This is a genomic window from Anaerobacillus sp. QJM3NY_17 (assembly GCF_056173665.1).
In genome coordinates, this window is the sequence record NZ_CM149685.1 from 1724816 (window position 1) to 1740715 (window position 15900).

The window sequence follows — 15900 nt, forward strand, 5'->3', positions numbered from 1 at the left end:
AATTATATGCCAGCTATTTCAAAAATTTTAGTTGCTAACCGTGGTGAAATCGCCATTCGAATTTTCCGTGCTTGTACCGAACTGAATATTCGAACCGTAGCTATTTATTCTAAAGAAGATAGTGGATCGTACCATCGTTATAAAGCAGATGAAGCTTACCTTGTCGGAGAGGATAAAAAGCCGATTGATGCCTATTTAGATATTGAGGGGATTATCGAGATAGCGAAGGCGAACGACATTGATGCTATTCACCCTGGTTACGGCTTCCTTTCTGAGAATCTTCAGTTTGCTAAACGTTGTCAGGAGGAAGGTCTTATTTTCATAGGACCTGAACTTGACCATTTACGAATGTTCGGAGATAAGGTAGAGGCTAGAAAACAAGCCATATTAGCAGGGCTTCCAGTCATTCCAGGAACGGATGGCCCTGTAGAAGGACTTGATGAGGTTAAGGCGTTTGCAGATGAGAATGGGTACCCTCTTATGATTAAAGCTGCCCTAGGAGGCGGCGGAAGAGGCATGCGAATCGTCCGAAGTGAAGAATCTTTGGCGGAGGCTTATGATCGTGCTAAATCTGAAGCAAAAGCAGCCTTTGGGCGCGATGAAATTTATGTGGAGAAATTTGTAGAAAATCCGAAGCATATCGAAGTTCAAATTCTTGGAGATAAGCATGGTAATACAATTCACCTCTATGAGAGAGACTGCTCGGTGCAGCGTCGTCACCAGAAAGTTGTCGAGGTAGCACCAAGTGTTTCACTGACACAGGAGTCTAGACGAGACATTTGTGAAGCTGCAGTGAAATTGATGGAAAACGTACAGTATGTCAATGCAGGTACTGTTGAATTTCTTGTTAACCAAGAGGGAGAGTTCTATTTTATTGAAGTAAACCCTCGAGTTCAGGTAGAACATACCATTACAGAAATGATCACGGGAATTGATATTGTTCAATCTCAAATTATGATTGCTGAGGGTGAACACATTCATGGTGATCGACTCGGTATACCGAAACAAGATGACATTGACTGTCACGGGTACGCTATTCAATGTCGTGTAACGACGGAAGATCCTGAAAATAATTTTATGCCTGATACAGGGAAGCTAATGGCGTACAGATCAGGTGGCGGATTCGGCGTTCGTCTTGACGCAGGGAATGCTTATCAAGGTGCTGTCATTACTCCTTATTACGATTCACTTCTTGTGAAGCTATCGACATGGGCACTTAATTTTGACCAAGCCTCATCTAAAATGGTCAGAAACTTAAAAGAATTCCGTATTAGAGGAATTAAAACGAATATTGCTTTCCTTGAAAATGTAATGAAACACGAGAACTTCCGATCAGGCGAATATAATACATCTTTCATCGATTCATCACCAGAGCTATTTGTGTTTCCAAAGCGAAAAGATCGTGGAACAAAAATGCTTTCATACATCGGGAACATTACAGTTAACGGTTTCCCGGGTCTTGATATAAAGAAAAAACCTGCGTTTACGAAACGGAGAGTACCGCATTTAAAATACAGTGAGCCTATACCAAAAGGAACGAAACAAATTCTTGATGAACAAGGTGCAGATGGTCTTGTTAAATGGGTGAAAGAACAGAAGAAAACGTTACTTACCGACACGACATTCCGTGACGGTCATCAATCTCTTCTTGCGACAAGAATGAGAACGACTGATTTATTGCATATTGCAGAGCCGACTGCCCGCATGCTACCCGAACTGTTCTCAATGGAAATGTGGGGCGGGGCTACCTTCGATGTCTCATTACGATACTTAAAAGAAGATCCGTGGGATCGCTTAATTAAGCTTAGAGAGCAAGTGCCAAATGTGATGTTCCAGATGTTGTTACGAGCATCAAACGGAGTAGGATATAAGAATTATCCAGATAATCTCATTCGAGAATTTGTTCAAAAGTCTGCTGACGCAGGAATTGATGTATTTAGGATATTTGATAGTTTGAACTGGGTGGACGGCATGACAAAAGCGATTGAAGCGGTTCGTCAAACAGGAAAAATTGCTGAGGCATCAATTTGCTACACAGGTGACATCTCAAATCCGGATAAGTCGAAGTATAACCTTGAATATTATCAACAGCTCGCAAAAGAACTTGAAGACGCCGGTGCTCATATTTTAGGAATTAAGGATATGGCAGGGTTACTCAAGCCTCAAGCGGCATATAAACTTATTTCAACGTTAAAAGAAACTGTCTCTATACCTATTCATCTTCATACGCACGATACGAGCGGTAACGGGATCTATACATACGCGAAAGCCATTGAGGCTGGTGTAGATATCGTAGACGTAGCCGTAAGTTCCATGGCTGGCTTAACATCTCAGCCAAGTGCCAATTCTTTGTATTATGCAATGGATGGTTCAGAGCGACAGCCGGATATTAGTATTAAAGCGTTAGAAGAATTGTCTCATTACTGGGAAGATACACGTAAATACTATAGTGGATTTGAAAGTGGTATGACCGCTCCACACACGGAAGTATATGAGCACGAAATGCCTGGTGGCCAATATAGCAATCTTCAACAGCAGGCAAAAGGCGTCGGTCTTGGAGAGCGCTGGGATGATGTGAAACGCATGTATCGAAGAGTTAATGAAATGTTTGGAGACATTGTAAAGGTTACGCCTTCTTCTAAAGTTGTAGGCGATATGGCTCTTTATATGGTTCAAAATAATTTAACCGAAGATGATGTGTATGAGCGTGGAGAATCTCTAGATTTTCCTGATTCAGTTGTAGAACTCTTCCAGGGATACCTTGGCCAGCCGTATCAGGGCTTTCCTAAAGAACTTCAGCAAATTATTCTTAAAGGTAGAGAGCCGATTACTTCAAGACCTGGAGAGTTTCTAGAACCTGTTAACTTTACGGACTTAAAGGAAACTCTTTATCACAAATTGAATCGTCAAGTAACTAGCCATGATCTGATCTCTTATGCTCTTTACCCGAAAGTCTATCTAGAGTATGCAGAGGTTCAAGAGATGTTTGGGGATGTATCCGTTCTAGATACACCAACCTTCCTTTATGGCATGCGACTTGGAGAAGAAGTTGAGGTCGAGATCGAACAGGGGAAAACGCTTATCGTCAAGCTTGTCTCGGTTGGAGAGCCTAATCTAGAAGGCAAGCGCACCCTTTACTTCGAATTAAATGGTCAGCCGCGTGAAGTTGTGATTAAAGACGAAAATATCAAAACGGCAATTGCGGCTAAACCAAAAGCGGATCGCACTAATCCAAATCATATTGGAGCAACGATGCCGGGAACTGTCATTAAAGTTCTAGTTGAAAAAGGAGAAAGAGTAAACAAAGGTGATCACCTCATGATCACAGAAGCGATGAAAATGGAGACAACCGTCCAGGCACCTCGTAGTGGCACAGTGGAACATATTCATGTGGCTAATGGAGAGGGAATTGAATCGGGAGACTTATTGCTAGAAATGAATGAATAAGAAAAAAGCTGCGCAATTTTGCGCAGCTTTTTTCTATTGCCTGCCACTTCGAAGTGAAAGCATAACAAGGTAGAGAAGAACTGTAAATAAACCAGATATAAAGAGTCCGTGGAAAAGCGCGAGAAACAAATTCAGGTTTGAAACGACTACTAGAATACCGCTCAACGCCTGTAAACAAATGAAAACAAAAGCTAAAATAATACCAGTTCGCATCGTTCCTTTGTTTTTAAACTCTCGTAATCCTATGATGAGAATGTAGAGTAACCATACAAAGATGAGTACGGCTGCCGTTCGGTGTAACATCTGAATCCCCTGTGGTCCAGAGAAAGCGAACAGCTGACCATCGCTACAAAATGGAACTTTGTCACAGGCCATACTGGCGCCTGTATGGCGTACGAGGGCTCCTGTATAAACGACTATATATGAATAGATTGTAATCGCGTATAAATGAAAACGAATACGTTTAGGAACATGAGGCGTTCTTTTATTCCCAGACGCTTCAAAAACGAGTATAGTTAGCAAAACAACACTCGCAAAACTAGCAAGTGAGAAACCAAAATGAGAAGCAAGAATAATATCTGATTGGCCCCATACTACAGCGGCAGCGCCTAACAAACCTTGAAACACGATTAAGAAGACAGAAGCAATCGCTAAAAATTTTGTTTCTCGAATGTGTCCGATTTTTCGCCAAGCCCATATGGCAAGAATAATCACGAGCAGACCGAGGGCTGCTGAAACAATCCGATGACTGACTTCGATGATCGTTTCTATCTCTGGTGCTTCAGGTAGAACCTTTCCATAGCATAAAGGCCAGGAGTTCCCACAGCCATCACCCGACCCTGTTTTCGTTACAACTGCACCCATTAAGAGTACGAGAAGCATTCCAAGTGACGTAATAATCCCGAATAATTTCAACAATTTATTCACAAATAACACCTTCTTATCTAATTGTGTGTAAATCATAGTACAATGAATGTGTGAAGAGGCAAGCACATCTTTGCACGAATGAAAGGATGAGCTCCCATTATGAAACGACGTATACAAAACAATTAGATTCGTTTATAATGGATAAGGATTGCGGATACTGCTTCCTTTCACAAAACCAACATTATCTTACCATAGCTGTTAGCGAGTTTTAATAGCAAGATGTGAAGATTGAATTACATTTTGTTTAACAGCATGTGAGTAACCTGGAGGGGTAGACGTGATACAACATAATGATCAGGGCTTACACAGTCTTCTAATAAGATTGTCTAACATGAACGATAGAATGACTGATTTACTTCAGTCAAATGAAAAAGGAGGTGTGTAGATTGAGTAAAGCTAGAACTGCATACGAAGCATCTAATCGCGTTATGGAGCCAGGCCCGCTATCAGAAGCAAATCCATCTGGTACGTGGAAAGATTTTCTGACACTTACGAAATTAGGCATTGTATTTGATAATTTAATTACAGCTTTTACTGGCTTATGGGTGGCATCAGTTGCTGCAGGATTTGATCTATTCGCTAATCCAATGGTACTCATTCTAACGATGTTGGGAACAGCTTTTGTTGTTGCCGGGGGAACATCTTTGAATAACTACATTGACCGTGATATTGATCAAGTGATGGCGAGAACGAATACGCGTCCCTCAGTTACAGGTAAAATTCCTGCTAACCAGGTATTATTTGTAGGTCTTGGCTTAGCCATTGTAGGTACGATAATGCTATTGATTGTTGAGCCAATGGCTGCTTTATTGGGTCTTTTAGGACTTGTTATATACGTTGTGTTATATACAATGTGGACAAAGCGTACAACTTCTTTAAATACAGTAGTCGGGTCATTTTCAGGTGCACTTCCGCCGCTTATTGGCTGGGCTGCAATTGATCCTAACTTAAGCCCTGTAGCATGGGGAATGTTTTTAATCATGTTTATCTGGCAGCCTCCACACTTCTTAGCACTCGCTATGAAGCGTGTAGATGATTATCGTGATGCTGGAATTCCAATGCTACCTGTTGTAGCAGGTTTTCCAATGACGAAGCGCCAAATCGTTTTATATACGGCTGCTTTAGTACCAGTGTCACTATTGCTATACAGCTTTGGACCAGTGTACATCACTGTCGCAGCAATCCTTGGTTTTGGATGGCTAGCGATAGGAATTGCAGGATTTTTCATGAAGGACGATATTAAGTGGGCGAGAATTATGTTTGTTTATTCGCTTAACTATATAACAATCCTGTTTATTGTTATGATTGCAGTAAATATTAATCCTTAAAAGGATGATTAATGTATGGTCAGACAAGGTGGGTAGGATGCCCTCCTTGTCTTCCTATAACTCAATTTTGAGTAAAAGCTACTAAAGAAAGTGAGGTTTAAGGTGCAAATGAAACGTTGGAAAAATGTTTGGCGTTTTTTACCACTGCTATCGGTAATTGCGTTAGCGCTTACGGGTTGCGGTAACGAACAACTAACAGCTATGCTCCCTAAGGGAGAAGGGGCTGAAATGCAATTTAATCTCATGATGTTAAGCCTTTACATCATGATCGGGGTTTTCGTTGTAGTAGCACTCATTTATACAGTTGTGCTTGTTCGTTTTAGACGACGTGGTGAAAGCGACAATGAAATTCCAGAACAAACGGAAGGTAATGTCGTTCTTGAGATTCTATGGACTGTAGTTCCTATTATCCTTCTTTTGATCCTTGCCGTTCCGACAGTAATGACTACGTTTGCATTAGATGAGGGCACTGAAAAAGTACCTGAAGGTGCAACCGTTGTCAAAGTAACAGCTCATCAGTATTGGTGGGAATTTGAGTATCCTGATCTTGAAGTGAAGACTTCTCAAGATTTACACATTCCAACAGGAGAAAGAGTTTATTTTGAACTCGTTTCTAAAGATGTCACACACTCTTTTTGGGTTCCGACTCTAGGTGGAAAAATGGATACGAATACAGCTACAGAGAATAAAATGTGGCTAAATGCTCAGGAACCAGGTACATATTATGGGAAGTGTGCTGAGCTGTGTGGACCATCACACGCTTTGATGGACTTTAAAGTAATTGCTCAAGAAAAAGAAGATTTTGAAGCATGGGCAGAAAACATGAAAGAAGCTGGTTCACAGGCAGCTTCTGATCAAGCAGCTCAAGGGGAAGAAATCTTCGCAAACAGCTGTATTGGCTGTCACGCCGTCGGCAGTGAAGGCGGTAACACAGGTCCGAACTTAACAAACTTTGGTGACCGCGAGAAAGTAGCGGGCGTTCTCGAGCATACAGATGAGAACATTAAGGGCTGGATTAGCGATCCATCGGAATACAAACCTGGTAATAACATGCCTGCGTTTGGAGATCAGCTAAAAGATGAAGAGCTTGATGCTTTAGTTGTTTACTTGCAAGGACTAAAAGTTGAAGAATAGTCATCGGAAATAAGGAGGTTTAATACGTGTCAGCACATGCTTATAAAAAGAAAAATCCTGTATGGGATTGGCTTACTACCGTTGACCATAAGAAGATCGGGATTCTCTATCTCGCTTCCGGTGCTTTCTTCTTTCTACTCGGTGGTTTAGAAGCAATCTTACTGCGGGTGCAGTTGCTTTATCCAGAATTTGATTTTGTGGGAGCTGAAACATTTAACCAGCTGCTTACGATGCACGGGACGACAATGATCTTCCTGGCAGCCATGCCGCTCATATTTGGGTTTATGAATGCGATCATTCCGCTTCAAATTGGAGCGCGAGACGTAGCGTTTCCATTCGTTAACTCATTAGGCTTTTGGCTATTTACAGCGGGTGGTATCCTACTGAACCTTGGTTGGTTCATGGGTGGAGCACCGGATGCTGGTTGGACCGGTTATGCACCACTATCAACAACAAGTCCAGGGAACGGAGTCGATTTTTACGTTCTAGGGCTTCAGATCTCAGGTATCGGAACGTTAATCGGGGGAATTAACTTCCTAGTTACCATCATAAACATGCGGGCACCGGGTATGACATTTATGCGTATGCCGTTGTTCACATGGTCTAGTTTTATTACTTCTGGTCTTATTCTTTTTGCCTTCCCTGCTCTAACAATTGGTCTAGCGCTACTCATGTTTGACCGTTTGTTCGGATCGCAGTTCTTCGCAGCTGAAGCGGGAGGTAACCCGATTATTTATGAACATCTATTCTGGATCTTCGGGCACCCGGAAGTTTACATTCTAGTTCTACCTGCATTTGGTATGTTCTCTGAAATCATTGCAACATTCGCAAGAAAGCGTCTGTTTGGTTATTCAGCAATGGTTTTCGCAACAGCTCTTATTGGTTTCTTAGGCTTTATGGTATGGGTTCACCATATGTTTACAGTGGGACTAGGACCAATTGCCAACTCTATTTTTGCTGTTGCAACAATGTTAATCGCAGTTCCGACTGGGGTTAAGATCTTTAACTGGCTCTTTACAATGTGGGGAGGAAAAGTGAGCTTCCCAACCGCAAACTTATTTGCAGTAGGATTTATTCCTTCTTTCGTACTTGGTGGTATGACAGGGGTAATGCTAAGCGTTCCACCTGCTGACTATCAGTACCACGATAGCTACTTCGTTGTAGCTCACTTCCACTATGTAATTGTTGGTGGGGTAGTGTTCGGTCTATTTGCCGGTATGTACTACTGGTGGCCGAAGATTTTTGGAACAGTATTGAACGAATTTCTCGGAAAGCTTCATTTCTGGTTATTCTTTATCGGTTTCCATTTAACGTTCTTCCCGATGCACTTCCTCGGACTTATGGGAATGCCGCGTCGAGTTTATACGTATCTTTCTGGTCAAAGTCTTGATGAAGCGAACTTCGCAGCAACGATGGGTGCTTTCTTAATGGGACTTGCAACAATCATTATGGTTTGGAACATTATCCAAACTTCTGTTAAAGGTAAAAAAGCTGGAAATGACCCTTGGGACGGTCGTACGCTTGAATGGGCGATTTCATCACCAGCTCCAGAATATAACTTTGCACAAACACCGCTAATACGTGGTCTTGATGCATGGTGGTTAGAAAAACGAGCAGGTAATAAAGCTATGGTTGCCGCGGAACCTTTAGATGATATCCATATGCCGGATTCTTCTATTCTTCCACTTGTTCTTTCTCTTGGGTTGTTTATTGCGGCTCTTGCAGCGATCTATTCAAACTGGATAATTGCAATAGGTGGACTTGTGATCACGGCATTAGCGATGATCCTTCGCTCTGTCATTGATTATCACGGATACCATATCCATAAGGAAGATCTGCCTGATGAAGGGAGGGAAGGCAAATGAAATCGAACGAAGCAATGACTAAGTTGCCTGCCAATCCAGAACGGGCTACGTTAGATGGTAAAAATAAATTTCTTGGTTTCTGGTTCTTCCTTGGAGGCGAAACCGTGCTTTTCGCCTCGCTTTTTGGGGTATACTTAGGACTAAGGAATGCAACAAACGGTGGCGTTACATCGAATGAACTGTTTGAACTTCCACTTGTTTTTATTGCGACAATGCTTTTATTATCAAGTAGTTTAACATCGGTGTTTGCTACGATGGCACTTAAAACAAATCATTTTAAGCGTATGATTGGCTGGTTTGTGGTGACTGGACTTCTAGGTCTTGCTTTCCTAGGTCTTGAAATTTATGAATTTAATCACTATGTACATGAATACGGTCATACGATTAAAAGCAGTGCATGGGGATCTGCTTTCTACACGCTTGTAGGTACTCACGGAGCTCACGTATTAGTGGGGATTTCCTGGATTACGATTCTTATTATTCGTAATCTAAGAAGAGGAATGGACCTGTATACAGCACCGAAGTTTTATCTCTTTGCTCTTTACTGGCACTTTATTGATGTTGTATGGATCTTCATCTTTACAGTGGTTTACCTAATGGGAAAGGTGGGTTAATTTAATGGCACATCATGAAGGTCACGATACTCTGTCAGAGCACGATCAAAGTCATCTCGACATTCATCACGAGATTGCTCATGAGAAGGAATTTAAGCAACAACTTGTTTCCTTTGCCATGATGATTTTCCTTACGATGATTGCGTTCGTAGCAGTAGCTAGCGATGCGATATCTGATGCTTTTACAGTTGTTTTTATCATGATCCTAGCTGGTATCCAACTCGTATTTCAGCTATACATGTTCATGCATTTAAGCCACAAAGGGCATCAGTATCCTGCATGGGGAATATTCTTTGGAGTATTCGTAGCTGGCACGTGTGTTGTCGCCCTAATGGGTATGATTTGGTAAAATGATCCAAAAGAAGCTGTTTCCATATGGAAACAGCTTCTTTTTCGTTAAACTTTGAAATTAATTTTAATTAGCCCTGCTTCTCTTGCAGAGTTAAAGGCAATGAGAAGGATTGGCCCGATGATGAAGCCCATAATACCGAGGAGTTTCAAACCAATGTACATGGATATTAACGTAGACAACGGAGATAGTCCGATATGTCTTCCCATTACTTTTGGTTCTACTGTTCGACGAATGACTAGAAGCACAACCGCTAGAATCGCCATTTGACTTCCAGTGGCTATATCGCCAGTTATTAAATAATAAATCGCCCAGGGTCCGAGTATAACGATCGAACCAATAATCGGTATAAAATCAATGACCCAAATGATAAACGCCATTAGAAGGGCAACCTTCGGCGTAATGAATAAGAGTCCAATTAAACTAACAAAGAAAATGATGATGCTGACAAGAAACTGAGCTTTAAAAAAACCAAAAATGACGTAGGAAAGGCGCCCGGTCATGAATTGCACTTTTTCTGCCGTTTGTTGTGATAAGTAAGAATAAGATTGCTTCTTCAGTCTCGGAAGATCCATCAAGAATAAGAAGAGGGCAATTAAGTATACAACAATGCTAACTAAATAATTTGGAATTCCTGTGACAATGATGGTAATGATTTTTAAGTAATCAATGCTACTGATGGTATCCTTTGTATTTTCAAGAAATCGATCAACCTGATTGGTGAATTCTTGAACAAATTCAGGAGGAAAACTTTTGGATACGGCCTCCATGTTGGATTCCATACTATCCCACATCTGGGTGATGTTTTGTATGTACAGAGGGGAGTTCTCGACTAGCACTATTCCTTCAGTAATCACTTTTGTAATAAGGAAGTAGCCTAGTAATGAAATGAAAATAACAAATAATGTAAAGACAATAATCACTGGAAAGTACCGTTTTATTTTCGTATTCTTTTGAATCAGTTTAACAGCTGGATCAAGAGCTAGAGCACTGAAAAACGCGAGAATAAGCGGAATGGAGACGGGTAAGATCCAGAAAGCAAGCACTGCTAAAATCGCAATGACAAGTAAAATTAATATAAATCGCTTTGTGAGGAACTTTGGCAATCTTGTTCTCCTTTCTAAGTCAAACCATCTTCTTATATTATAGTACGGACGATTACGCTTTACCAGTAGAGAGAAATGAATTATTAGACGAATATTTCATTTTCAGCTATTCATATAATATTAAGAGTGTATGCAAGAGGGGGGAAGGATCATCATGAGAAAATCATTCCATCAAGGAAGCCTAACCATCTCAGAGAGCGTCATTGACTTTATTTTAGAAGTAGCGATTAATGAAACGCCGGGCGTGAAATTTATTCAAGCACCTGTTAAAAAGACATTGAGAAAGATGGTTGGGAAAGGGAAGAAGTCCTCTTTTCAATTTGATAGTTACCAGGAAGACGCGGGTTTATCACTTAAAGTAGAAGTGGCAATTGGTTTTGGAGAAATCATTCCCTATACATGCTTTGTTCTTCAAGAGAGAATTAAAAATGATATAGAAAAAATGACGGGGTTACACGTGGAAGAAGTGAATGTGCTTGTATCAGCCTTATCTATTACAGACGAGGACCTTAAAGAATAAATCCATATAGAAAAGCCTCTCTAGACAAAGAGGCTTTTCTGATTACTTTGAGGTGAACATTTGTGTCCAGTAATGACCGTATGAACCACCTGAGATGTATCCGACGCCAATCTGTGTATAACCAGAATTTAAAATGTTTTTTCGGTGTCCTTCGCTATTCATCCACGCTTGAACGACTTCTTCAGGTGTTGCTTGTCCAGCGGCAATGTTTTCTCCGGCACTTCGATAGGAAACGCCAAAATTCTCTAGCATAGAGAAGGGAGAACCGTACGTAGGCGACTGATGAGAAAAATAATTTTTATTTCTCATATCTGCTGATTTGTATCTGGCTACTCTAGCCACTTCCCAATTCCACGTTAGTGGCGACAATCCATTTTTCGCACGCTCTGCATTTGTTAAATCCATCACTTGTTGTCCAACGTCTTTAGACTTTCGAATCGATGGATTTGCTGTAGGTACGTTGACACGATCGCCCGGATAAATAAGATCTGGATTATCGAATTGAGGATTTGCACTGATTATCTCAGTAAGTCCGATTTTATAGCGTTTGGAAATTTTCCACAGCGTGTCACCAGATTTTACTGTGTATGTACTCTGTGCATGTGCATAAGTTGGTGCTAATAGTGAAGTTATGAGAAGAAATACCATTAAAAAAGATACTGATTTTCTCATGAAATCATCTCCTTTCTAGCGTAGTTTCACCAGAAGCGACCGATTTCACTCAGATTATTATTATTTGTTTTGATTTCATGTAATTTCTTTTCGATTGGACAGGATAATAATGTATGGATTATCCATGTGAAAACGAAGTAAACATTGCAACCACACTGCCCCTTATACTATTATTAAAGAGTGGACATGTTGTGAATTACAAAGGAGGCAAACGAATTATGAAATTTGACAAGACTGGTCTGGAATCTACGATCGTTCAATTTTCCATTCTAGATCATATTATGCATGAAAACGGTTTAGTTCTTGCTGGTCAATGGGATTATGAACGAGTTACATACGATTATAAATTTGAGGATATGACAAATGGTGACGTTTACTATCTTCGAGTTCCTGGTGTAGCTATCGAGGGAATGGTTGAATCTTCTTATGCCGTGATCAAGCTTGGTAAGCCTTACTTAGGAAAGCACTATTATCCTCACGGTGTGGAGTATGACGAAGAATTTCCTGATACGATTATTAACACATGTAACAAAAAGCTTGAAACCCTTCGTGATCAGCTAGGATCGGCACTTCAACGAAGCATGGTATCTGTTGGAGATATTGCTAAATATGTTACTCCGAGTAAGCCTTCTGATAGCGTTGCCGAAGCGGCTGCGACTATGAAGAATGAAAATGTCACGATTGTTCCCGTTTGTGATGGTGAAAATCTGGTTGGAATTGTGACAGATCGAGCAATTGCGGTTGGTGGTTTTGCTGATAATCAAGCCGGCATGACTAAAGTTGAGGAACTCCTCGAAAAGCCATCTATGACTTTGGCGCCAGATATGAAGCCTGAGCAGGCTGCTGAGTTAATGAATGAATCCCGTCTAACAGAGGTTATTGTAGTCGACGGAGAGCGTTTTGTCGGAATCGTATCTTACTTCCATCTAAAAGAAAAAATAAACGCTTAAATGAGAAGAGCCAGGTGCTCTTCTTTTTTTACTTTTAAGGTGATTAATCTAAGCGCCATAGAGGCTAACCGTTGCGGTGTACAACAGAGATAAGGCATAATAGATACAATGAAATGGAGGCGAACGAATCATGAAAAATATACTTCGCTTCACTTTGCTGATTGTTGTCATCGTGATCGGGATAGATGTTTATGACAAAATTGAGTGGAGTCATTTAGGACAGGAAGTTGAACGTATCATTAATGAAGAAAAGTTTGTTCTTGAAGAAACTACGGAAAAGTCTCCAACTCAACAAGACGAAGTGAAAAAAGATGAGCCGTTGCCAGAGCTTAAAGGACTGGAGAAATGGGTAGGAGAAGGACAAGAAACGATTGAATCTAATTTGGGGAAACCAGACAGAGTGGATCCCTCACCGTTTGGGTATGACTGGTGGATTTATGAGCAGTCCCATTCTGCTTATTTACAGGTTGGTATTGAAAATGAACAGGTAGTGACGATTTTCTTTATGGGGAATGTTGACGCTGGTGAACGATACCCAATGGGTGAGAAAGCGGCTGATATATTTAAAGAAGAGAAGCCTCTAAATGAAATCCCTGTTAAGGTAGATCAATATGATTATCGGTTTCAGCTTACTGAAGAAGAAAAACAGCTTAAGCCTTTAATTAAAATACATGAGGATTTATACGCACAGTATTATTTTGATAAGTTTAACGGTAGTTTACGTGCTGTTAGGATTGCAGAGCCGAGTGTACTAGTAAAGCAAAGACCTTATGCGGTTTCTTATCGTGGCGAACTGCTTGAAACGGAGTCGCTATCACAGGGTGAATGGGATCAAGTCGAAGATGCAATGGAAAAACAAATTTTTTCGATGACAAACGTGTTGAGAAATTTATCTGACAAGCAATCGTTAAGCTATAATAATGAAGTTTCAGAAGTTGCCTTTGGACATAGCAAGGATATGGGAGAAAATGATTACTTTTCTCATACTTCACCATCGGAAGGGGAGCTTTCCGATCGCTTAAAGAAGGGCGACGTTCTCTATAGCTATGCCGGAGAGAACATCGCTGCAAGATATCCAGATGCTGGAGCGGCGATGATTGGCTGGTTAAACAGTAAAGGTCATCGTGAAGCTCTATTGAATGAAGACTTCACTGAAATTGGTGTAGGGGTTTATCGTGAATATTACACACAGAATTTCATTAAACCTTTCTAGGAATAACCATGAAGTTTCCGGTAGCAGTAGCGATTAATTTCAGATCATCACGGTAGACGTTTGCTTTCACAACCCATCTTACGTCACCTTTAAACACTACATGAGATTGGCACCTTAACTCATGACCATCCCCTTTCGCCAGAAAGTGAATGTTCATTTCAGAAGTCACTGCTGCTTTGTCAGAAGGGAGCGATTGGTGAACAAGTGAGCCCATTGCAATATCAATTAATGAAGCGGTTATTCCACCATGAACGATATGCAATGGGTTATGAACAAGTTCTTGATTCGGAATAATACTTTCATAAGTGTCTTCATCAAGTTTTTTACTCCTAATCCCCATGAACCCAGCTAGATAGGTTTTATAATGATCTTGCTGTTTTTTTAGCACACCCTCAAGCAGGAAGCGTAGGGAGTGTTTTTCTTGCTCATTTGCTTCATCTAAAATTTGTGAAATTAACGTATGTATTGATTCGTTTTCCATATAATCTACCTTCCTTTTCCAGTGTGCGATTATTTTTAGTTTACCAGTAATGGTCGAATACACCAATAAATAGGCGCACAATTGTTAAAAGTCTAATTATGATGTAGTAAGACCATTTTGGTTTGTATGGAAATGGAGGTGGCGAATTTGCCTGAAGCAAAAGAAAAAGGAACTCAAAAGGTTCAGGAATTTAAGACATTCGTCAAAGCTCATCCTCATGTGCTAAAAAAAGTGAAGCGAAAGGAAAAAACGCTTCAAGAGCTATTTGAGGAATGGATGCTTTTTGGTGAAGACGATGCTAGCTGGTATGAAGAAGAAATGGATGAAAATCAGGAAGAAGTTACAGAAGAGAAAAGCATTGGTGGCATGTTATCAGCATTAAAACAAATGAATTTTGAAGAAGTTCAAAAAGGGATCGAACAATTTAGTGGAGCTGTTTATTCTATTCAAGAAGTTTTATCACAATTTCGTTCGAAACCAAAACCACAATCTCCGTATTCTCAATCACACTCCCCGTTTCCCTTTCGACATGACTAGGAGGAGATCACATGCGTGAAGAAGTACAGGAGTTTCTCGCTAACCGGCAGGATCTGGTGCTATTTCTACGTAATCAGCCTAGCTGGTATCGGCGTTTAAGTAGAGAACCGTTCGCACTGAAAGAATTTGAAGAAGCCTCTAAAACATTTTATGGTCAGACGTTCCCACAACGGGTTGATCGCTTTCAAAATCAATTAAATATGGTGAATATGATGCTAGCGTTAGTGACCCAATTAAAAAATTAGGGTCTTTTTTTATGGTTGCGTAGGCTGGTTTTCTCAATTGATTTAATCATATCTTCTTATTTTTTATTATTCTTAGGGCACACTTATGTTTAAAGGGGTGTGATTGAAGATGTTGTTGAAGCGTGGTAAAAGACAGCTAATGATCATTGTGTTGATGATTGGCTGTTGTGTTCCGGTAGTTGGATTTAGTCAAGCTTTACAGGATAACGTCGCAGCTAAAGAAAACACTGAGCCTGTTGTCGTTAATCACAGAGTGAAAGATCATAACGTCTTTATTGAATGCTTAATTCCTAATTTTTCATTTGATAAAGAGAATACAGAAAAAGAGTACCATGGACATCTTAATGTATATCTTGACGGTGTGAAGCATCAAACTGTAGAACGTGCAGCTTTTGTTATTCGTAATTTACCGGAAGGCAAGCATACGATTCGTTTAGATATTATGAGAGAAGATGGAGGAAGGTATTTATCCTTGAAAGAAATGAAAGTGGAAATAAAATAAGCCTCTTTTC

The 15900-nt window shown here is 40.5% G+C and carries 16 protein-coding genes; 12 read left to right on the forward strand and 4 right to left on the reverse strand.

The annotated features are described in order from the left end of the window. Nucleotides 1-6: 6 nt before the first annotated feature. Nucleotides 7-3447, forward strand: coding sequence for a pyruvate carboxylase (pyc, locus tag AC0VYV_RS09270; protein ID WP_430247086.1), 3441 nt, complete (start codon nucleotides 7-9; stop codon nucleotides 3445-3447). Nucleotides 3448-3480: 33 nt separating this feature from the next. Here the strand turns inward: pyc and AC0VYV_RS09275 are convergent, their stop codons facing one another. Continuing rightward, nucleotides 3481-4374: a COX15/CtaA family protein gene (locus AC0VYV_RS09275; RefSeq protein WP_430247087.1), complete on the reverse strand. Its 894-nt coding sequence runs from the start codon at nucleotides 4372-4374 to the stop codon at nucleotides 3481-3483. Nucleotides 4375-4760: 386 nt separating this feature from the next. Here AC0VYV_RS09275 and cyoE point away from each other — a divergent pair, with 386 nt between their 5' ends. The 5 genes from cyoE (at nucleotide 4761) to AC0VYV_RS09300 (ending at nucleotide 9664) form a co-directional block, all read left to right on the forward strand. Next, nucleotides 4761-5702: a heme o synthase gene (cyoE, locus tag AC0VYV_RS09280; protein WP_194221298.1), complete on the forward strand. Its 942-nt coding sequence runs from the start codon at nucleotides 4761-4763 to the stop codon at nucleotides 5700-5702. A 108-nt stretch (nucleotides 5703-5810) separates the two neighbouring features. Beyond that, a complete protein-coding gene (coxB, locus tag AC0VYV_RS09285) occupies nucleotides 5811-6836 on the forward strand; it encodes a cytochrome c oxidase subunit II (RefSeq protein WP_194221299.1) in 1026 nt (341 codons plus the stop codon). 26 nt (nucleotides 6837-6862) lie between these two features. Beyond that, the gene (gene ctaD / locus AC0VYV_RS09290; RefSeq protein WP_430247088.1) at nucleotides 6863-8701 is read left to right on the forward strand and encodes a cytochrome c oxidase subunit I; all 1839 of its coding nucleotides are present in this window, start codon (nucleotides 6863-6865) and stop codon (nucleotides 8699-8701) included. Further along, the gene (locus tag AC0VYV_RS09295; protein ID WP_430247089.1) at nucleotides 8698-9315 is read left to right on the forward strand and encodes a cytochrome c oxidase subunit 3; all 618 of its coding nucleotides are present in this window, start codon (nucleotides 8698-8700) and stop codon (nucleotides 9313-9315) included. Before ctaD ends, AC0VYV_RS09295 begins: the two co-directional genes overlap by 4 nt. 4 nt (nucleotides 9316-9319) lie before the next feature. Continuing rightward, complete coding sequence (locus AC0VYV_RS09300) at nucleotides 9320-9664, forward strand: cytochrome C oxidase subunit IV family protein (protein WP_194221302.1); 345 nt, start codon at nucleotides 9320-9322, stop codon at nucleotides 9662-9664. A 47-nt stretch (nucleotides 9665-9711) separates the two neighbouring features. Here AC0VYV_RS09300 and ytvI read toward each other — a convergent pair whose 3' ends face one another. After that, nucleotides 9712-10770, reverse strand: coding sequence for a sporulation integral membrane protein YtvI (gene ytvI, locus AC0VYV_RS09305; RefSeq protein WP_430247091.1), 1059 nt, complete (start codon nucleotides 10768-10770; stop codon nucleotides 9712-9714). Between the two features lie 154 nt (nucleotides 10771-10924). On the opposite strand from ytvI, the gene AC0VYV_RS09310 reads away from it, so the two are divergent. Next, on the forward strand, nucleotides 10925-11290 hold the full coding sequence (locus AC0VYV_RS09310) for an Asp23/Gls24 family envelope stress response protein (protein ID WP_430247092.1): 366 nt from the start codon (nucleotides 10925-10927) through the stop codon (nucleotides 11288-11290). Nucleotides 11291-11332: 42 nt separating this feature from the next. Here the strand turns inward: AC0VYV_RS09310 and safA are convergent, their stop codons facing one another. Further along, nucleotides 11333-11962, reverse strand: coding sequence for a SafA/ExsA family spore coat assembly protein (safA, locus tag AC0VYV_RS09315; protein ID WP_475367226.1), 630 nt, complete (start codon nucleotides 11960-11962; stop codon nucleotides 11333-11335). Between the two features lie 218 nt (nucleotides 11963-12180). On the opposite strand from safA, the gene AC0VYV_RS09320 reads away from it, so the two are divergent. Then, a complete protein-coding gene (locus tag AC0VYV_RS09320; RefSeq protein ID WP_430247094.1) occupies nucleotides 12181-12912 on the forward strand; it encodes a YugN family protein in 732 nt (243 codons plus the stop codon). Between the two features lie 130 nt (nucleotides 12913-13042). Continuing rightward, nucleotides 13043-14125 carry a CAP domain-containing protein gene (locus tag AC0VYV_RS09325; RefSeq protein ID WP_475367227.1) on the forward strand — a complete coding sequence of 361 codons (1083 nt, stop codon included), beginning with the start codon at nucleotides 13043-13045 and terminating at the stop codon, nucleotides 14123-14125. Here AC0VYV_RS09325 and AC0VYV_RS09330 read toward each other — a convergent pair. Continuing rightward, complete coding sequence (locus AC0VYV_RS09330) at nucleotides 14112-14606, reverse strand: PaaI family thioesterase (protein WP_430247096.1); 495 nt, start codon at nucleotides 14604-14606, stop codon at nucleotides 14112-14114. The two genes, AC0VYV_RS09325 and AC0VYV_RS09330, sit on opposite strands and share 14 nt — an antisense overlap. A gap of 147 nt (nucleotides 14607-14753) precedes the next feature. Between AC0VYV_RS09330 and ylbD the strand changes: the two genes are divergently transcribed. The 3 genes from ylbD to AC0VYV_RS09345 all read left to right on the forward strand — a co-directional run bounded on the left by ylbD (nucleotide 14754) and on the right by AC0VYV_RS09345 (nucleotide 15890). Further along, nucleotides 14754-15143 (forward strand): YlbD family protein, encoded by a 390-nt coding sequence (ylbD, locus tag AC0VYV_RS09335; RefSeq protein ID WP_226612721.1) that lies wholly within the window; start codon nucleotides 14754-14756, stop codon nucleotides 15141-15143. An 11-nt stretch (nucleotides 15144-15154) separates the two neighbouring features. Then, the gene (locus AC0VYV_RS09340; protein WP_226612723.1) at nucleotides 15155-15388 is read left to right on the forward strand and encodes a YlbE-like family protein; all 234 of its coding nucleotides are present in this window, start codon (nucleotides 15155-15157) and stop codon (nucleotides 15386-15388) included. A gap of 109 nt (nucleotides 15389-15497) precedes the next feature. Continuing rightward, nucleotides 15498-15890, forward strand: coding sequence for a hypothetical protein (locus tag AC0VYV_RS09345; protein ID WP_430247097.1), 393 nt, complete (start codon nucleotides 15498-15500; stop codon nucleotides 15888-15890). Nucleotides 15891-15900 lie beyond the last annotated feature (10 nt).